The sequence below is a fragment of the Geodermatophilus sp. SMS 5-13 genome, assembly GCF_059428245.1.
In genome coordinates this window covers 2456414-2471782 of sequence record NZ_CP165729.1, presented here as the reverse complement: position 1 = coordinate 2471782, position 15369 = coordinate 2456414, and the positions used below count along the sequence as shown (strand labels likewise).

Genomic DNA, 15369 nt, shown 5'->3' with positions numbered 1-15369 from the left:
GGTGGTGTCCCGTCGGTTCGAACCGGGCTACAGCGCCGGGGTGTCGTACGTCTGGGTCCGGGCGGTGTGGATGGGGTTGGCGTCCGCGACCAGGTCGTCGAAGCGGTAGCCGGCGATCTTCGCGATCTCGATCAGCGCGGCCGCGTGCTCCTGCGTCGGGGAGTTCTGCAGCCGGAGCCGCCCCTGCTCGAGGATCCGTTCGCGGCTGGGGTTGTCCCGGACGCAGACGATCAGCGGGAAGCCGAACTTCTCCTGGTAGGCCGTGGTGACCTCGCGGAAGGCCTCGTGGTCCTCGTCGGTCAGCCGGGTCAGGCCCGCGGTCGCCTGGTCGAGCGTGGACTGCTCGCCCGCCTCCCCCTCGGCGACCGGGTCGCTGCCCAGCGCCGGGTAGGCGTGCATCAGTTCGAGCTGCTGCTCCGGCGTGGCCGCGAACAGCGCCTCCTGGAAGGCCAGCCGCAGCGCGCTCGTGCTGCTGAACGGCCGCTGCGTGTAGGCGTTCTCGACCACCCAGGTCGGCCCCTGGAAGAGCTTGCCGAAGGTGGCGACGAACTCCTCGCTGCTCATCATGTTGACGTCGTCCAGCCGGACCTGGTGCTGCCCCGGCATGCCGGCCACCGCGGCGCCGCGGCTGCGGCCGACGTGGTGGAACAGGATGTTGAGGCCGATCGCGACCAGGCTGCCGAGCGTGATGCCGCTGCCCAGGATGATCCGCGCCCAGGACGGCACGGCCTCGGCGATCCCCGGCTGGGCGGTGACCAGCATGGCCAGGCCCAGGCTGGTCGCGACGATCACGACGTTGCGGTGATCGTTGAAGTCGACCTTGCCCAGGGTCTGGATGCCGACCACGGCCACGGTCGCGAACATGGCCAGCGCCGCGCCGCCGAGCACCGGGGCCGGGATGCCGGCGACGATCGCGCCGGCCTTCGGGAGCAGGCCGAGCAGGATCATGAACCCGCCGGCCGCGGCGACGACCCAGCGGCTCTTGACCTGGGTGAGCCGGACCAGCCCGACGTTCTCGGCGAAGCAGGTGTAGGGGAAGGAGTTGAGGACGCCGCCGATCGTGGTCGCCAGGCCGTCGGCCCGCAGCGCCGCGGCGATGTCCTTGCGCCCGACCCGCTTGTCGACGATCTCGCCGGTCGCGAAGACGTCCCCCGTCGTCTCCACGGCGGTGATCAGCATGACGACGATCATCGAGACGATCGCGGCGGCGCTGAACTTCGGCCAGCCGAAGTAGAACGGCGTCGTGACGCCGACCCACGAGGAGTCCGCGACCCCGCTGAAGGTGGCGTCGCCGAGGATCCAGGCGAACAGCGTGCCGACGACCAGGCCGACCAGGACGGCGACGGTCGCCAGGAAGCCGCGGAAGAACCGCTGCATCAGCACGATCAGCGCCAGCGTGCCCAGCGCGTAGGCGAGGTTGCGCGCGTTGCCCGGGTCGGGGTTGGCGCCGCCCCCGACGACGTCGAGCGCGGCCACCGGCAGCAGCGCGATGCCGATGATCGTGATGACCGTCCCGGTGACCACCGGCGGGAAGAAGCGGATCAGCCGGCTGAAGTACGGGGCGATGAGGAAGGTGAACAGCCCGGCGCAGATGACGGCGCCGTAGATGACCAGCAGCCCCTCCGTGCCGCCGCCCGCCGCCAGGCCGATCGCGATCATCGGGGACACGGCGGTGAAGGTGACGCCCTGCAGCAGGGGCAGCCGGACGCCGACCTTCCAGAAACCGACCGACTGGATGATCGACGCGATCCCGCAGGTGAACAGGTCGGCGTTGATCAGGTGGATCAACTCGCGCTCGGTCAGACCGATGGCCCCGGCGAGCAGGATCGGGACGATCACCGCGCCGGCGTAGAACGCCAGCACGTGCTGGATGCCGTACACGGCGAGCTTGCCCGGGGGCGGGACCTCGTCGACGGGGTGCTTGCGCTTGCGCGGTGCGGTCGAGCGGGCTGTCGTGGACATGACGGTCCTCGCTGTCGGGGGTGACTGTGGGTGATGACGAGGGGCGTGTTCAGCGAACGGTCGACAGGCGGCCGAGCGGCCAGCCTCCGAAGTCCTTTCCGCGCGGGGCGGCGTCGGGGCCGGCCGGGCTCGGGCGCAGGCCCTGCCGGACGAGACCCTCGGCGAGCAGGGCGGCGGCCTGGACGCCGTCCACGACGGGCGCCGCGGTGTCCGCCCCCACGGCGTCCCCCAGCCCCGCCATGGCGGCGCACCCGAGGCACAGGACGTCGGCGCCGTCGTCCTCGACCGACCGTCTGGCCTGCGCGGCGATCGCGGGGACGGCCGAGACGGGGTCCTCCTCGAGCTGGCCGACCGTGACCCCGCTCGCCCGGACGCCGGCGCAGCGGACGTCGAGGCCGGCCAGGCGCAGCCGGTCCTCGATCATCGGGACGGCGCGCGGCACGGTCGTGACCACCCCGAAGCGGCGGCCCAGCAGGCAGGCGGTCTGGGCGGCGGCCTCGGTGATGTCCACGACCGGCACGTCGACCAGCTCCTGCAGGCCCTCGCGGCCGTGCTCGCCGAACCCCGCCAGCACGACCGCGTCGTAGGGCCGGTCGAACGAGGCCACCGCGTCCAGCACGGCGACGGCAGCCAGGTGGCTGTCGACCTGGCCCTCGACCGCCTCCGGGCCGAACCGGGGGGTGAGGCCCACGACCTCGGTCGTCGGCGCCACGACCCTCCGGGCGGCGGCCACCACCGTGCCGGTCACGGACGCACTCGTGTTGACGTTGACGAGGAGGATGCGCAGCCGCGCGTCCGGATCGGTGCCGGCCATGGCGCCTCCTCGCCTCAGAGGATCGGGCGGGCCCGGCACCCGGCGTCCGGTGTGAACCGGGCCACAGCGGCACAGTAGGGCGCCCTCACAGCGCCGTCAAGGATTTGGTATACCAAGACTCGGGGGATGGCGGCCTGACGGAGTAATCGGTCGAGCTCACGGCCGATGAGGCGCGAGTGGTATACCGAACGGAGTTCTGCCGGAAGGGTGGACTCAGTCCGGCATCGCGTCGAGGACCATGTGCCGGCTGGCCCGCACGTGCGCCAGCGCGACGGCCGCGGCGAGCTCGGCGTCGCCCATCACGAGCGCGGCGTAGAGCTGCTCGTGCTCGGCCTGCACCCGGGTGTGGTCGGTCGTCTGGCGGAACAGCCACCGCAGCCGGCCGGTCACCGGCTCCAGCAGCGCGCGCAGCGACGGGTTGCCGCTGAGGTCGAGCAGGGTCTCGTGGAAGGCGGTGTTCGCCGTCCCGGCCCACGAGTGGTCGCCCGCCTCCACCGCGCGCCGTCCGTCCTCCACGACGGCGGCGAGCCGGGCCAGGCCCGCCTCGTCGGCGCGCTCGGCGACCAGCCGGGCGACCAGCCCTTCGAGCACCTGCCGGATGTCGAACAGGTCCGCGACCACCGCGCGGGTCAGGTCGCGGACCACCGCGCCGCGGCGCGGCAGCAGCTCGACGAAGCCCTCGCTCTCCAGCGCGCGCAGCGCCTCGCGGACGGGCACCCGCGAGACGTCGAACTCCTCGGCCAGGTCCCGTTCGACGAGACGGAAGCCCGGCGCCCAGACCCCCTCGGCGATGCGCGTCCGGATCTTCTCGCGGACGACGTCGCGCAGCGGCAGGCTCTCGACCGGGGTCACCGGCCCCGGGAGGGACTCGGCTTGCATGCTCACGCCGTAGATCGTCCCTCGCAGCAGCTCGGCGCGTTTCGCGGGGTCGGGACGGGTGGCCTCTTCGGGGTACACCTCGTTCACCCTGGTGGGGGACCCAGCTCAGAGCAGCTGCCGGCTGAGCGCGGCATGCCGGTTGACGTCCTTGTAGAGGAGGTACCGGAACCGTCCCGGGCCACCGGCGTAGCAGGCCTGCGGGCAGAACGCGCGCAGCCACATGAAATCGCCGGCCTCGACCTCGACCCAGTCCTGGTTGAGCAGGTACACGGCCTTGCCCTCGAGGACGTAGAGCCCGTGCTCCATCACGTGCGTCTCCGGGAACGGGATCACGCCGCCGGGCTGGAAGTTGACGATGTTGACGTGCATGTCGTGCCGCACGTCGGTCTGGTCGACGAAGCGGGTCGTCGTCCACGCGCCGTTCGTCCCGGGCATCGGGAGCGGCTCGATGTCGCGCTCGTCGGTCACGAACGCCTCGGGCACCTCGACGCCGTCGACGCGCTGGTAGGCCTTGCGGATCCAGTGGAAGCGGGCCGGCGCCGCCTCGTCGTTGTGCAGCGTCCAGTCCGCGGCCGGCGGGAGGAACGCGTAGCCGCCCGGCTCGAGCCGGTGCTCCTGCCGGCCGACCGTCAGCCGGAGCGTGCCCTCGACGACGAACAGCACCGCCTCGGCGGCCCGATCGGTCTCCGGGCGGTCACTGCCACCCCCCGGGGAGACCTCGACGATGTACTGGGAGAACGTCTCCGCGAACCCGGACAGCGGCCGGGCGATCACCCACAGCCGGGTCCCCTCCCAGAACGGCAGGTTGCTGGTGACGATGTCGGTCATCGTCCCCTTCGGCAGCACCGCGTAGGCCTCGGTGAACATCGCCCGGTTGGTGGTGAGCTCGTGCTGGCCGGGCAGGCCGCCGCGGGGCGCGTAGTACGGCGCCCTCGTCTCCGTCGCTGTCACGCCCGTCGTCCTTCCGCGAAGAGCCGCTCGGCCGCGGCTCGGTGATGTCGGTGGTCATGCCTCGCCCCGGGCCAGGAACCGGCCCCGCGGCTCGCCGTCCACCGGCCGGCCGCGGAGCCACGTCCCCCGGACGACGCCGTCCAGCCGCTGGCCCGCGTAGGGCGTGACGGGGTTGCGGTGGTGCAGCCGCGCGGGATCGACGACGAAGGACCCCTCCGGCGCGAAGACGCAGAAGTCGGCGTCGTAGCCCGCCGCGAGCCGCCCCTTGGTCCGCAGCCCTGCCAGGCGGGCCGGGCCCTCGCCCATCCACCGGACGACGTCGGCCAGCGGGTGCCCGCGCGCCCGGGCCCCGGTCCAGACGGCCGGCAGGCCGAGCTGCAGCGAGCTGACCCCGCCCCAGGCGAGCGCGAAGTCGCCGGCGTCGAACCGCTTGAGCTCGGCGGTGCACGGCGAGTGGTCCGACACGACGCAGTCGATGTCCCCGGCGGCGAGCGCCCGCCACAGCGCCTCGCGGTTGGCCTCCCCGCGGATCGGCGGGCAGCACTTGAACTGCGTGGCGCCCTCGCCGATCGCCTCGGCGGCGAAGGACAGGTAGTGCGGGCAGGTCTCGGCGGTGACGGCCACGCCCTCGGCGCGCGCCGCGCGCAGCGCCGGGAGCACGGCGGCGCTGGACAGGTGCAGCACGTGCGTGCGGGCGCCGGTGCGGCGCGCGGCCCCGAGCACCGTCTCGACGGCCCGGGTCTCGGCGGCGTCCGGCCGGGAGCCGAGGAAGTCCGCGTACCGCCGTCCGCCCCGGTGCGGGGCGTGCGCGATCTCGTCGGGGTCCTCGGCGTGGACGATCATCAGGCCGCCGAAGGAGGCGACCTCCTTCAGATAGGTCTCCAGCTCCTCGGCGGACAGCGGCGGGAACTCCTCGACGCCGGAGTCGAGCAGGAAGCTCTTGAAGCCGAAGACGCCGGCCTCGTGCAGCGCGCGCAGCTCCGGCAGGTTGCCCGGCACGGCGCCGCCCCAGAAGCCGACGTCCACGGCGCACTTGCCCTCGGCCGCCCGCTTCTTGGTCTCCAGCGCGGCGACGTCGACCGTCGGCGGGAGGCTGTTCAGCGGCATGTCGACGATCGTGGTGACGCCGCCGGCGGCCGCGGCGCGGGTGGCCGTCGCGAAGCCCTCCCACTCGGTGCGGCCGGGCTCGTTGACGTGCACGTGGGTGTCCACCAGCCCGGGCAGCAGCACCTCGTCGGACCCCAGCTCGAGCACGTCGGCCCCGTCGAGCCGGTCGCCGAGGGGAACGACGGCCCCGATGCGCCCGTCCCGCACGCCGACGCAGACCGCCTCCTCCCCGCGCCCGGTGACGGCCCGCGGCGCGCGGACGACGAGGTCCCAGCCGCTCACGGCGCGCTCCCCGCCACGGAGACCCCGAGCCGGTCGTGCGCGATGCGCTCCCCGAGGCGCTCGAGCAGCGGACCGGCCTGCTCGATGCACCGGTCGACGTCGCTCTCGAGGTCGGTGAGCGCGTAGGCCGCGTCGATGCCGGCCGCGCGCAGCTCCGCCGCCCCGAGCAGGCAGCGCCCGGCGACGGCGACGACCGGGACGCCGGCCGCCCGTGCCGCCGCGGCGACTCCGGCCGGCGCCTTGCCGTGCAGCGTCTGGGCGTCCAGCGACCCCTCCCCCGTGATCACGAACCCGGCCTCCGGGAGCACGTCGGCGAAGGCCGTCAGCCCGAGGACGACGTCGATGCCCGGCCGGCGCTCGGCCCCCAGCGCGGCGAGGCAGGCGTAGCCCACGCCGCCGGCCGCGCCGGCCCCCGGCTCCTCGGCCGCGAGAACGGCCGGCTCGCCGAGGGCCACCCCGAGCTCGGCGACCCACCGGGTCAGCCCGGCCTCGAGCACCGCGACGTCGGCCGGCGTCGCACCCTTCTGCGGGCCGTAGACGGCGGCGGCGCCGTGCGGTCCCAGCAGGGGGTTGTCGACGTCGGTCGCGAGCACCACCCGGACGCCGGCCGGCCGGACGTCGAGCCCGGAGAGGTCGACGCGGGCGAGACGGGTGAGCGCGCCGCCGCCCAGGGGCAGCTCGGCGCCGGCGGCATCGAGCAGCCGCGCGCCGAGGCCGACGAGCAGCCCCGCGCCGCCGTCGGTGGAGGCGCTGCCGCCGATCCCGACCACGACCTCGCGGCAGCCGAGATCGAGCGCGGCCCGGACGAGCTGGCCCGTGCCGAGGCTGGTCGCCGCGAGCGCCGCGCGCCGCCCGCCCGGCAGCACGGCCAGGCCGGACACCGCCGCCATCTCCACCACGGCGGTCGGGCCGCGGACGGCCAGCGCGCCGTCCAGCGGTTCGCCGGTGGGGCCGGCCACGCGCACCGGCACCCGCCGGAACCCCGCCGCCTCGGCCGCGTCGAGCGTCCCCTCCCCGCCGTCGGCGACCGGGATCTCGCGGACGTCGAGGTCCGGCACCACGGCGCGCAGGCCGGCGGCCACGCGGGCGGCCACCCCGGCCGCCCCGAGGCTGCCCTTGAACTTGTCGGGGGCGACGACGACGACGGGTGCGCTCATCAGTCCAGGTACTGCATGTGCTCGAGGTCGAGCCCGCCGATCGCGGTCGGCGCCAGCTCGCGGGTCGCGGCGAGCTCCTCGAACTCGACGACGCCGTCGATCTCGGTGCCCATCGAGATGTTGGTGACCCGTTCCAGGATGATCTCCACGACCACGGGCACCCGGTGCTGGGCCATGAGCTTCTTGGCCTCCTCGAACGCCGGGAGGATTTCCTCCGGGTCGCGCACGCGGATCGCCTTGCACCCCATGCCCTCGGCCACCTTGACGTGGTCGACGCCGTAGCCCTGCATCTCCGGCGAGTTCTGGTTCTCGAAGCCCAGCTGCACGCAGAAGTCCATGTCGAAGGCCCGCTGGGACTGCCGGATCAGGCCCAGGTAGGAGTTGTTGACCAGCACGTGGATGTAGGGCAGCTGGAACTGGGCGCCGACGGCGAGCTCCTCGATCATGAACTGGAAGTCGTAGTCGCCCGACAGCGCCACGACGGTGGCCCCGGGATCGGCGACGCAGACGCCCAGCGCCGCCGGGAGCGTCCAGCCCAGCGGGCCGGCCTGCCCGCAGTTGATCCAGTGCCGCGGGCGGAAGACGTGCAGGAACTGGCCGCCGGCGATCTGCGACAGTCCGATCGTGCTGACGTAGCGGGTGTCCCGCCCGAAGGCCCGGTTCATCTCCTCGTAGACCCGCTGCGGCTTGATGGGCGTGGTCTCGAAGTGCGTCCTGCGCAGCAGGTCCCGCTTGCGCTCCTGGCAGTCCCGCACCCAGCCGCTCCGGTCGGGCACCCGGCCGGCCGCGCGGCGCTCGCGCGCCACCTCGAGGAAGAGCTCGAGCGCGGCCCGGGCGTCGGACACGATCCCGAGGTCGGGGGCGAAGACCCGGCCGATCTGCGTCGGCTCCACGTCGACGTGGACGAACGTCCGGCCCTGCCGGTACGTGTCCAGCCCGCCGGTGTGCCGGTTGGCCCAGCGGTTGCCGAGGCCGAGGACGAAGTCGGACTCCAGCAGCGTCGCGTTGCCGTAGCGGTGCGCCGTCTGCAGACCCACCATGCCGGCCATCAGCGGGTGGTCGTCCGGGATGGCGCCCCAGCCCATGAGGGTCGGGATCACCGGCACGCCGAGCGTCTCGGCGAACTCGACGAGCAGGTCCGCCGCGTCGGCGTTGATGACCCCGCCCCCGGCCACGATCAGCGGCCGCTGCGCGGTGGCCATCATGTCCAGCGCCTTCTCCACCTGCGCGCGGCTGGCCCGGGGCTTGTAGACCGGCAGCGGCTCGTAGGTGTCGATGTCGAACTCGATCTCGGCCATCTGCACGTCGAAGGGCAGGTCGACGAGCACCGGCCCCGGGCGGCCGGACCGCATGAGGTGGAACGCCTGCTGGAAGGTTCCGGGCACCTGCGCCGGCTCGAGCACCGTCGTCGCCATCTTGGTGACCGGCGCGGCGATCGCGGCGATGTCGACCGCCTGGAAGTCCTCCTTGTGCAGGCGCGCGACCGGCGCCTGCCCGGTGATGCACAGGATCGGGATCGAGTCGGCCGACGCCGAGTACAGGCCGGTGATCATGTCGGTGCCGGCCGGCCCCGAGGTGCCGACGCAGACGCCGATGTTGCCGGCCGCGGCGCGGGTGTAGCCCTCCGCCATGTGCGACGCCGCCTCGACGTGGCGGGCCAGCACGTGCTGGATCCGGCTGTCGCGCAGCGCGCCGTAGAACGGGTTGATCGCCGCGCCCGGCAGGCCGAAGGCGCGGGTCACGCCCTCCCGCTCGAGGATCTGCACGGCGGCCTGGATCGCCCGCATCCGGGGCATGGCTGTCTCCTGTCTGCTCAGGGGAAGGGAAGATGTCGGCGTCAGCCGCGGGTGCGGCCGGAGAGCTGCTCGACCTGGAGCAGCAGGGCGGAGTGGTCGAGGGATCCGTGTCCCTGGGCGCGCAGGGACCCCATCAACTGGGCCACGAGGGCGCCGACCGGGATCGCGACACCCGCCTCCCGAGCCGCGCCGGTGACGATGCCCATGTCCTTGTGGTGCAGGTCGACACGGAAGCCCGGGGTGAACTCGCGGGCCACCATGCCGGCGGCCTTGCGGTCCAGGATCCGGTTGCCCGCCAGGCCACCGGCCAGGACCTTGATCGCGGCGTCGGTGTCCACGCCGTACGCCTCGAGGAAGACCAGCGCCTCGGCGACGAGCTCGATGGTGCCGGCCACGATCAGCTGGTTGGCGGCCTTCACCGTCTGGCCGGAGCCGGCCGGGCCGACGTGGACGACGGTCGAGCCGACCGCCTCCAGCACCGGCCGGGCGGCCTCGAAGTCCTCGGCCTCGCCGCCGACCATGATCGACAGGCTGCCCTCGATGGCGCCGGCCTCACCGCCCGAGACCGGCGCATCCACCATGCGCACGCCACGGGCCCGCGCCGCCTCGGCGACCCGCACCGACACGTCGGGGCGGATCGAGCTGGCGTCGATGAGCAGCGTGCCGGGGCGGACGGAGTCGAGGATGCCGCCCTCGGTCAGGACGGCGTTCTCGACGTCCGGCGAGTCGGGCAGCATCGTGACGACGACGTCGGCCTCCCCGACCGCCTCGACGACGTCGGCCGCCCCGCGGCCGCCCTGCTCGGCCAGGTTGTCGACCTTGTCCTTCCCGCGGTCGTAGCCGATCACCTCGTAGCCGGCCTTGAGCAGGTTGGCGGCCATCGGGCCGCCCATGATGCCGAGTCCGATCACCGCGACGGTGGTCATGGGGTGCTCCCTGGGTCGTGTGCGGTTGTTCGTCGGGGGGAACTGCTGGTCAGACGGCGGAGCGGTGGCCGGCGGGCAGCCAGCCCAGGCCCTCGGCCGTGCTGGTGAGCGGCTTGTACTCGAGGGCGACCCAGCCGTCGTAGCCCGCGGCGGCCAGCGCGCTCAGGTGGCGGTCGAGGTCGATGTGCCCCGTGCCGGGCTCGTGGCGGCCGGGTGCGTCCGCGATCTGCACGTGCGCGACCCGGTCGGCGAACCGGCCGATCACGGCGTCGAGGTCGTCGCCGTTGACGTCGAGGTGGTAGAGGTCGCAGAGCAGGCCCAGGTTCGCCACGCCGGTCTCCTCGCGCACGCGGTCGATGACGGCGACGACGTCCGCGGCCGTGAGCAGCGGATAGCGCGGCGCCCCGCTGACCGGCTCGACCAGGACCGTCCCGCCGATCCGGGCCGCCGCCCGTCCGGCCAGCGCCAGGTTCTCGACGGCGAGTTCGTCCTGGGCCGACGGCGGCTCGCCGTCGACGCGGTTGCCGTAGAGGGCGTTGAAGGCGCGGCAGCCGAGGCGCTCGCCGATGCCGACGGTGACGTCGACGTTGTCCCGGAACTCGGCCGACCGCTTCGGCCAGGACACCAGCCCGCGATCGCCGCCCGGCATGTCCCCGGCGAAGAAGTTGAGCCCGATCAGCGAGACGCCGGCGTCCTCCACGGACCGGACGAACGCGTCGACCCCGGCGTCGGCCGGCACCGCCTCGGCGAACGGCCACCAGAACTCGACCGCGGTGAAACCGGCCTCCCGGGCCGCCGCGGGGCGCTCGAGCAACGGCAGCTCGGTGAACAGGATCGACAGGTTGACGGCGTAGCGACGCGACGGCATGAGCGGCCCTCTCACAGGTGGGGTGGCCGTGGTATACGAAAAGCTAGCCGCGTTGGTATACCAGAGTCAACCCGCTGCGGGCGGAGGCCCGGTCAGGCCGGGGCGCGGCGGGCCAGGACCTCCAGCCGGCCGCGGTCGACGCCGGTCGCGGCGGCCGCCTCCCCCTCGTCCACCGCCCCGCAGTCGAGTCCCCGCAGGATCGCGCCGGCGAGGGCCTGCGCCGTCGCGGGCTCGTCCATCACGCCCCCCTCGAGCCGGCCGAGGTAGGCCCGGATGCGGGCGCCCGCGTCGTCGAGTCCGCCGCGGAAGAAGGCGTAGGTGGCCAGGTAGCGGGTGGGCAGGTGCCCGGGGTGCATGTCCCAGCCCTGGTAGAAGCCGCGCTCCAGCGACCGCGTGACCAGACGGGCGTGCAGCCGCCACGCGCTCGCGACGGCGCCGGGCGACCCGGTCGGGACGACGTTGGTGGAGCCGTCGGAGAGCCGCACGCCGGTGCCGGCCGCGGCGACCTGCATGACCGCCTTGGCGTGGTCGGCCGCGGGGTGCTCCATGCTCTGGTACCCGGCGGCGATGCCCAGCGCCGCGCTGTAGTCGAACGTGCCGTAGTGCAGGCCGGTGCACCGCCCGGCCGCGGCGGTGATCATGCGGGCCAGCGGAGCGGTGCCGTCCGCGGCCAGCACCGCCTGCGGGGTCTCGACCTGGATCTCGAACCCCAGCCGGCCCGGCGGCAGGGAGTGCGCCTGCTCCAGGCGGGCGCAAACCTCGGCCATCGCCGACACCTGGTCGACGGACGTGACCTTCGGCAGCGTGAGCAGGAAGCCGTCCGGGAGGCCGTCCCCCTCGGCCAGCGCGCCGAGGACCAGGTCGAGCGTGCGCAGCCCGCGGCGGCGCGTCGGCGCCTCGAAGCTCTTGAACCGGATCCCGAGGTACGGCGGGCGCCCCTCACGGTGCGCCAGTGCCGTCAGCGCCGCGGCGACGTCGGCGGCCGCCTGGTCCTCCTCGTCGTCGGGGCGGTTCCCGTAGCCGTCCTCGAAGTCGATCCGCAGGTCCTCGACCGGCTCACGGGCCAGCTTCGCCCGCACCCGCTCGTAGACGTCCTCGACGACGGCCGGGGGCAGCGCGGTGCCGGCGGCCAGGTCGCCGGCGGTGGGCGCGTGCCGGTCCACCAGGTCCAGGGCCGCCCGTCCCCATTCCCTCGGGACGTCGGCGGAGAACCGGTCGGCGGGCACGTACACCGTGTGCACCGGCTGCCGGCTGCCGCGCTCGCCCGGATAGCGCGTGCGGAGCTCCTCGTCGGCCGCGGCCAGGCGCTCGTCGAGGAGGTCGGCCAGTTCCTTGCTCACTCCGGTCATGGCTGCAGTGCTCCCTTTCCTGGGAGGGGTCGCCGGACGGGACCCGAGCCCCTGGCGCTCCCCTGGCGGTCACTGGTATACCAAATCTCCGACACGACGTGTTCTCTCAGATGCGGGAGCAGAGGCGACGATCATGCAGCTCGACACCGGCGACGCGGCGCTCGAGCGGTTCTCCGCCCTCGACGACGAGGCCGGCCGGGCCGCGCTGCACGCGTGCTGCGCCAGCCCGGTCTGGGTCGCGCAGATCTGGGCCGGCCGGCCGTACCGCAACCGGGCCGAGCTCCTCGACGCCGCCGAGACCGCCTGCCGCGAGCTCGACGACGCCGAGCTGGACCTGGCGCTGGCCGGCCACCCGAGGATCGGGGACCGGGCGTCCGGATCGGGCACCGAGGCGCGCTGGTCGCGCCAGGAGCAGGCCTCGGTGTCGGACGCCGACGAGCGCACGCGCGACGAGCTCGTCGCGGCCAACCGGGCGTACGAGGAGCGGTTCGGGCACGTCTTCCTGATCCGCGCGGCCGGCCGGTCCGCGACGGAGATGCTGGCCGAGCTGCGCCGCCGCCTCGGCAACGACCCCGCGACCGAGCGCCGCGAGGTCGTGGACCAGCTGGCCCAGATCACCCGGCTGCGGGTCGAGAGGCTGCTGGACTCATGAGCACGCTGTCCACCCACGTCCTCGACGCCGTGGCCGGCGCCCCCGCTCCCGGTGTGCCCGTCGCGCTGGACCGGCGGTCGGCACCGGGTGCGGACTGGGCCGCCGTCGGCCGCGGGACGACTGACGACGACGGGCGGATCAGCGGCCTGGGACCGGTACCGCTCGAGCCCGGGGTCTACCGGCTGGTCTTCGACACCGATGCGTACACCGACGGCGGGGCGGGGTTCTACCCCGAGATCGCGATCGTCTTCCGGATCACCGAGGAACGGCACTACCACGTTCCTGTTCTCCTCAGCCCGTTCGCCTACTCCACCTACCGAGGAAGCTGAGCTCCCATGGCACACCAGCTGGGACACAACCAGTACGGCAAGGCCGAGACCCGCGTCGTCCGGATCTACCGGGACATCGATCCGCACGAGATCGTCGACTACAACGTGAGCGCCGCCCTGTCCGGCGACTTCGCGGACACCCACCTCACCGGCGACAACTCGAAGGTGCTGACGACGGACGGCGTGAAGAACACGGTCAACGCGTTCGCCAAGGAACACGGCGAGGCGGCGCGCCAGCCGGAGTCCTTCGGCCTGGCCCTCGCCCGCCACTTCGTCGAGGACGTGCCGCAGGTGTCCCGCGCCCGCGTGAAGATCGAGGCCTACCCGTGGCAGCGGCTCGACGCGGGCGGCACCCCGCACCCGCACGCCTTCGCCCGCTCGGGCGAGTACACCCGGACCGCGACGGTCACCTACGCCGACGGCCGCGCCTGGGTCGTCTCCGGGCTGCGCGACCTGACCGTGCTCAAGACGACCGACTCGGAGTTCTGGGGCTTCTACCAGGACCGGTACACGACGCTGCAGCCGACCAACGACCGGGTGATGGCCTCGTCGGTGACCGCGCAGTGGTTCCACACCGCCGACGCCGATGACTGGGGGAAGTCGTTCGACGCCGTCCGGGCCGCCCTGTGCGAGGCGTTCGCCGTCTCCTACAGCTACGCGCTGCAGCAGACGCTCTTCGAGATGGGCGGCAAGGTGCTCGACGAGGTCCCGGGGGTCGCCGAGGTCCGCCTGTCGATGCCGAACAAGCACCACTTCGTCATCGACCTCTCCCCCTTCGGGCTGGAGAACCCCAACGAGGTCTTCCACGCCGACGACCGTCCCTACGGGCTGATCGAGGGCACCGTCCGGCGCGAGGACGCGCCCGACCCCGGCCCGGCCTTCGACCCGGGGCAGGGCTGGTGAGCCGGCTCTCCGCCGGCGACTCCGCTCCTCCGTTCGTCCTGCCGGGCGACGACGGCGGCCGCCTCTCGAGCGCCGATCTGCGCGGCCGCAAGGCGGTGGTCTACTTCTACCCGCGCGCCGGCACCCCGGGCTGCACCGCCGAGGCCTGCGACTTCCGCGACAGCATGGCCTCGCTGGCCGGGGCCGGCTACGCGGTCGTGGGGATCTCCCCCGACGCCCCGGAGGACCTCGTCCGCTTCCGGGACGAGCAGGCCCTGACCTTCCCGCTGCTCGCCGACGCCGACCACGCCGTCCACGAGGCCTACGGCGCCTGGGGCGAGAAGACCGTCGGCGAGGCACGCGTCGTCGGCACGCTGCGGTCGACGTTCGTGCTCGACGAGGAGGGCCGCGTCGAGCACGCCCTCTACGAGGTGCCCGCCCGCGGGCACGTCCGGGCGCTGCGGGAGCTGCTCGGGGTCGACCGGCCCCGGTAGGTCACCAGCCGCGCGTGGCGTAGCGCTCGGACTCCGGCAGCGTCGACACGTTGATCCCGACCATCGGCTCGCCGAGACCGCGGGAGACCTTGGCGATCACGGCCGGGTCGTCGAAGAACGTGGTCGCCTGCACGATCGCGGCGGCGCGCTGCGCCGGGTCGCCGGACTTGAAGATGCCCGAGCCGACGAACACGCCCTCGGCGCCGAGCTGCATCATCATCGCCGCGTCGGCGGGGGTGGCGATGCCGCCGGCGGTGAACAGCACGACCGGCAGCTTGCCCAGCCGGGCCACCTCGGCCACCACCTCGTACGGCGCCCGCAGCTCCTTGGCGGCCACGTAGAGCTCGGTCTCGTCGAGCGTGCCCAGCCGCTTGATGCCGGCGCGGATGGCGCGCATGTGCCGGGTCGCCTCGACGACGTTGCCGGTTCCGGCCTCGCCCTTCGAGCGGATCATCGCCGCGCCCTCGGCGATGCGGCGCAGCGCCTCGCCGAGGTCGGTCGCGCCGCAGACGAACGGCACGGTGAACTCGCGCTTGGCGATGTGGTGCGCCTCGTCGGCCGGCGTGAGCACCTCGGACTCGTCGATGTAGTCGACCCCGAGCGCCTGCAGCACCTGGGCCTCGACGAAGTGGCCGATGCGGGCCTTGGCCATGACGGGGATCGAGACGGCGCCGATGATGCCCTCGATCATGTCGGGGTCGCTCATCCGCGCGATCCCGCCCTGGGCGCGGATGTCGGCCGGCACGCGCTCGAGCGCCATGACGGCGACCGCGCCGGCGTCCTCGGCGATCTTGGCCTGCTCCGGCGTGACGACGTCCATGATCACGCCGCCCTTGAGCTGCTCGGCCATGCCGCGCTTGACGAGATCGGTGCCGGTCGCGGGCGAGGGGGCGGGGGTCTGGTCGGATGCCACGGGTTGCT

At 73.6% G+C, this 15369-nt stretch carries 14 protein-coding genes and 1 pseudogene; 4 read left to right on the top strand and 11 right to left on the bottom strand.

Going from position 1 to position 15369, the window contains the following annotated elements; all coding sequences use genetic code 11:
- Positions 1–27: 27 nt before the first annotated feature.
- From uraD (AB3388_RS12130) to AB3388_RS12085, 10 genes and pseudogenes are all read right to left on the bottom strand, one after another.
- Entirely contained in the window at positions 28–1962 is a 1935-nt protein-coding gene (gene uraD, locus AB3388_RS12130) for a 2-oxo-4-hydroxy-4-carboxy-5-ureidoimidazoline decarboxylase (RefSeq protein ID WP_495411021.1), read from the bottom strand.
- 49 nt (positions 1963–2011) lie between these two features.
- The gene (locus tag AB3388_RS12125) at positions 2012–2776 is read right to left on the bottom strand and encodes an aspartate/glutamate racemase family protein (protein ID WP_495411020.1); all 765 of its coding nucleotides are present in this window, start codon (positions 2774–2776) and stop codon (positions 2012–2014) included.
- Positions 2777–2989: 213 nt separating this feature from the next.
- Positions 2990–3655 (bottom strand): GntR family transcriptional regulator, encoded by a 666-nt coding sequence (locus AB3388_RS12120; protein WP_495411454.1) that lies wholly within the window; start codon positions 3653–3655, stop codon positions 2990–2992.
- 105 nt (positions 3656–3760) lie between these two features.
- Positions 3761–4606 (bottom strand): bifunctional allantoicase/(S)-ureidoglycine aminohydrolase, encoded by an 846-nt coding sequence (locus AB3388_RS12115; protein ID WP_495411019.1) that lies wholly within the window; start codon positions 4604–4606, stop codon positions 3761–3763.
- 54 nt (positions 4607–4660) lie between these two features.
- Positions 4661–5995 carry an allantoinase AllB gene (allB, locus tag AB3388_RS12110; protein ID WP_495411018.1) on the bottom strand — a complete coding sequence of 445 codons (1335 nt, stop codon included), beginning with the start codon at positions 5993–5995 and terminating at the stop codon, positions 4661–4663.
- Positions 5992–7152, bottom strand: coding sequence for a glycerate kinase (locus AB3388_RS12105; protein ID WP_495411017.1), 1161 nt, complete (start codon positions 7150–7152; stop codon positions 5992–5994). Before AB3388_RS12105 ends, allB begins: the two co-directional genes overlap by 4 nt.
- Positions 7152–8948 (bottom strand): glyoxylate carboligase, encoded by a 1797-nt coding sequence (gene gcl / locus AB3388_RS12100; RefSeq protein WP_495411016.1) that lies wholly within the window; start codon positions 8946–8948, stop codon positions 7152–7154. Before gcl ends, AB3388_RS12105 begins: the two co-directional genes overlap by 1 nt.
- 41 nt (positions 8949–8989) lie before the next feature.
- A pseudogene (locus AB3388_RS12095) lies at positions 8990–9892 on the bottom strand (2-hydroxy-3-oxopropionate reductase); the annotation flags it as partial.
- A gap of 31 nt (positions 9893–9923) precedes the next feature.
- The gene (locus AB3388_RS12090; protein WP_495411015.1) at positions 9924–10742 is read right to left on the bottom strand and encodes a hydroxypyruvate isomerase family protein; all 819 of its coding nucleotides are present in this window, start codon (positions 10740–10742) and stop codon (positions 9924–9926) included.
- A gap of 92 nt (positions 10743–10834) precedes the next feature.
- Positions 10835–12091, bottom strand: coding sequence for a DUF6986 family protein (locus tag AB3388_RS12085; RefSeq protein ID WP_495411014.1), 1257 nt, complete (start codon positions 12089–12091; stop codon positions 10835–10837).
- 133 nt (positions 12092–12224) lie between these two features.
- Here AB3388_RS12085 and uraD (AB3388_RS12080) point away from each other — a divergent pair, with 133 nt between their 5' ends.
- Genes uraD (AB3388_RS12080) through bcp form a run of 4 tightly spaced genes read left to right on the top strand, consistent with a single transcriptional unit; the run spans position 12225 to position 14448 of the window.
- The gene (uraD, locus tag AB3388_RS12080; RefSeq protein ID WP_495411013.1) at positions 12225–12743 is read left to right on the top strand and encodes a 2-oxo-4-hydroxy-4-carboxy-5-ureidoimidazoline decarboxylase; all 519 of its coding nucleotides are present in this window, start codon (positions 12225–12227) and stop codon (positions 12741–12743) included.
- The gene (gene uraH / locus AB3388_RS12075; RefSeq protein ID WP_495411012.1) at positions 12740–13072 is read left to right on the top strand and encodes a hydroxyisourate hydrolase; all 333 of its coding nucleotides are present in this window, start codon (positions 12740–12742) and stop codon (positions 13070–13072) included. The genes uraD (AB3388_RS12080) and uraH overlap by 4 nt, the downstream gene beginning before the upstream one ends.
- 6 nt (positions 13073–13078) lie before the next feature.
- Complete coding sequence (pucL, locus tag AB3388_RS12070) at positions 13079–13975, top strand: factor-independent urate hydroxylase (protein ID WP_495411011.1); 897 nt, start codon at positions 13079–13081, stop codon at positions 13973–13975.
- Positions 13972–14448, top strand: coding sequence for a thioredoxin-dependent thiol peroxidase (bcp, locus tag AB3388_RS12065; protein ID WP_495411010.1), 477 nt, complete (start codon positions 13972–13974; stop codon positions 14446–14448). The genes pucL and bcp overlap by 4 nt, the downstream gene beginning before the upstream one ends.
- 1 nt (position 14449) lies before the next feature.
- Here the strand turns inward: bcp and pdxS are convergent, their stop codons facing one another.
- Positions 14450–15361: a pyridoxal 5'-phosphate synthase lyase subunit PdxS gene (pdxS, locus tag AB3388_RS12060; protein ID WP_495411009.1), complete on the bottom strand. Its 912-nt coding sequence runs from the start codon at positions 15359–15361 to the stop codon at positions 14450–14452.
- Between the last annotated feature and the right edge of the window lie 8 nt (positions 15362–15369).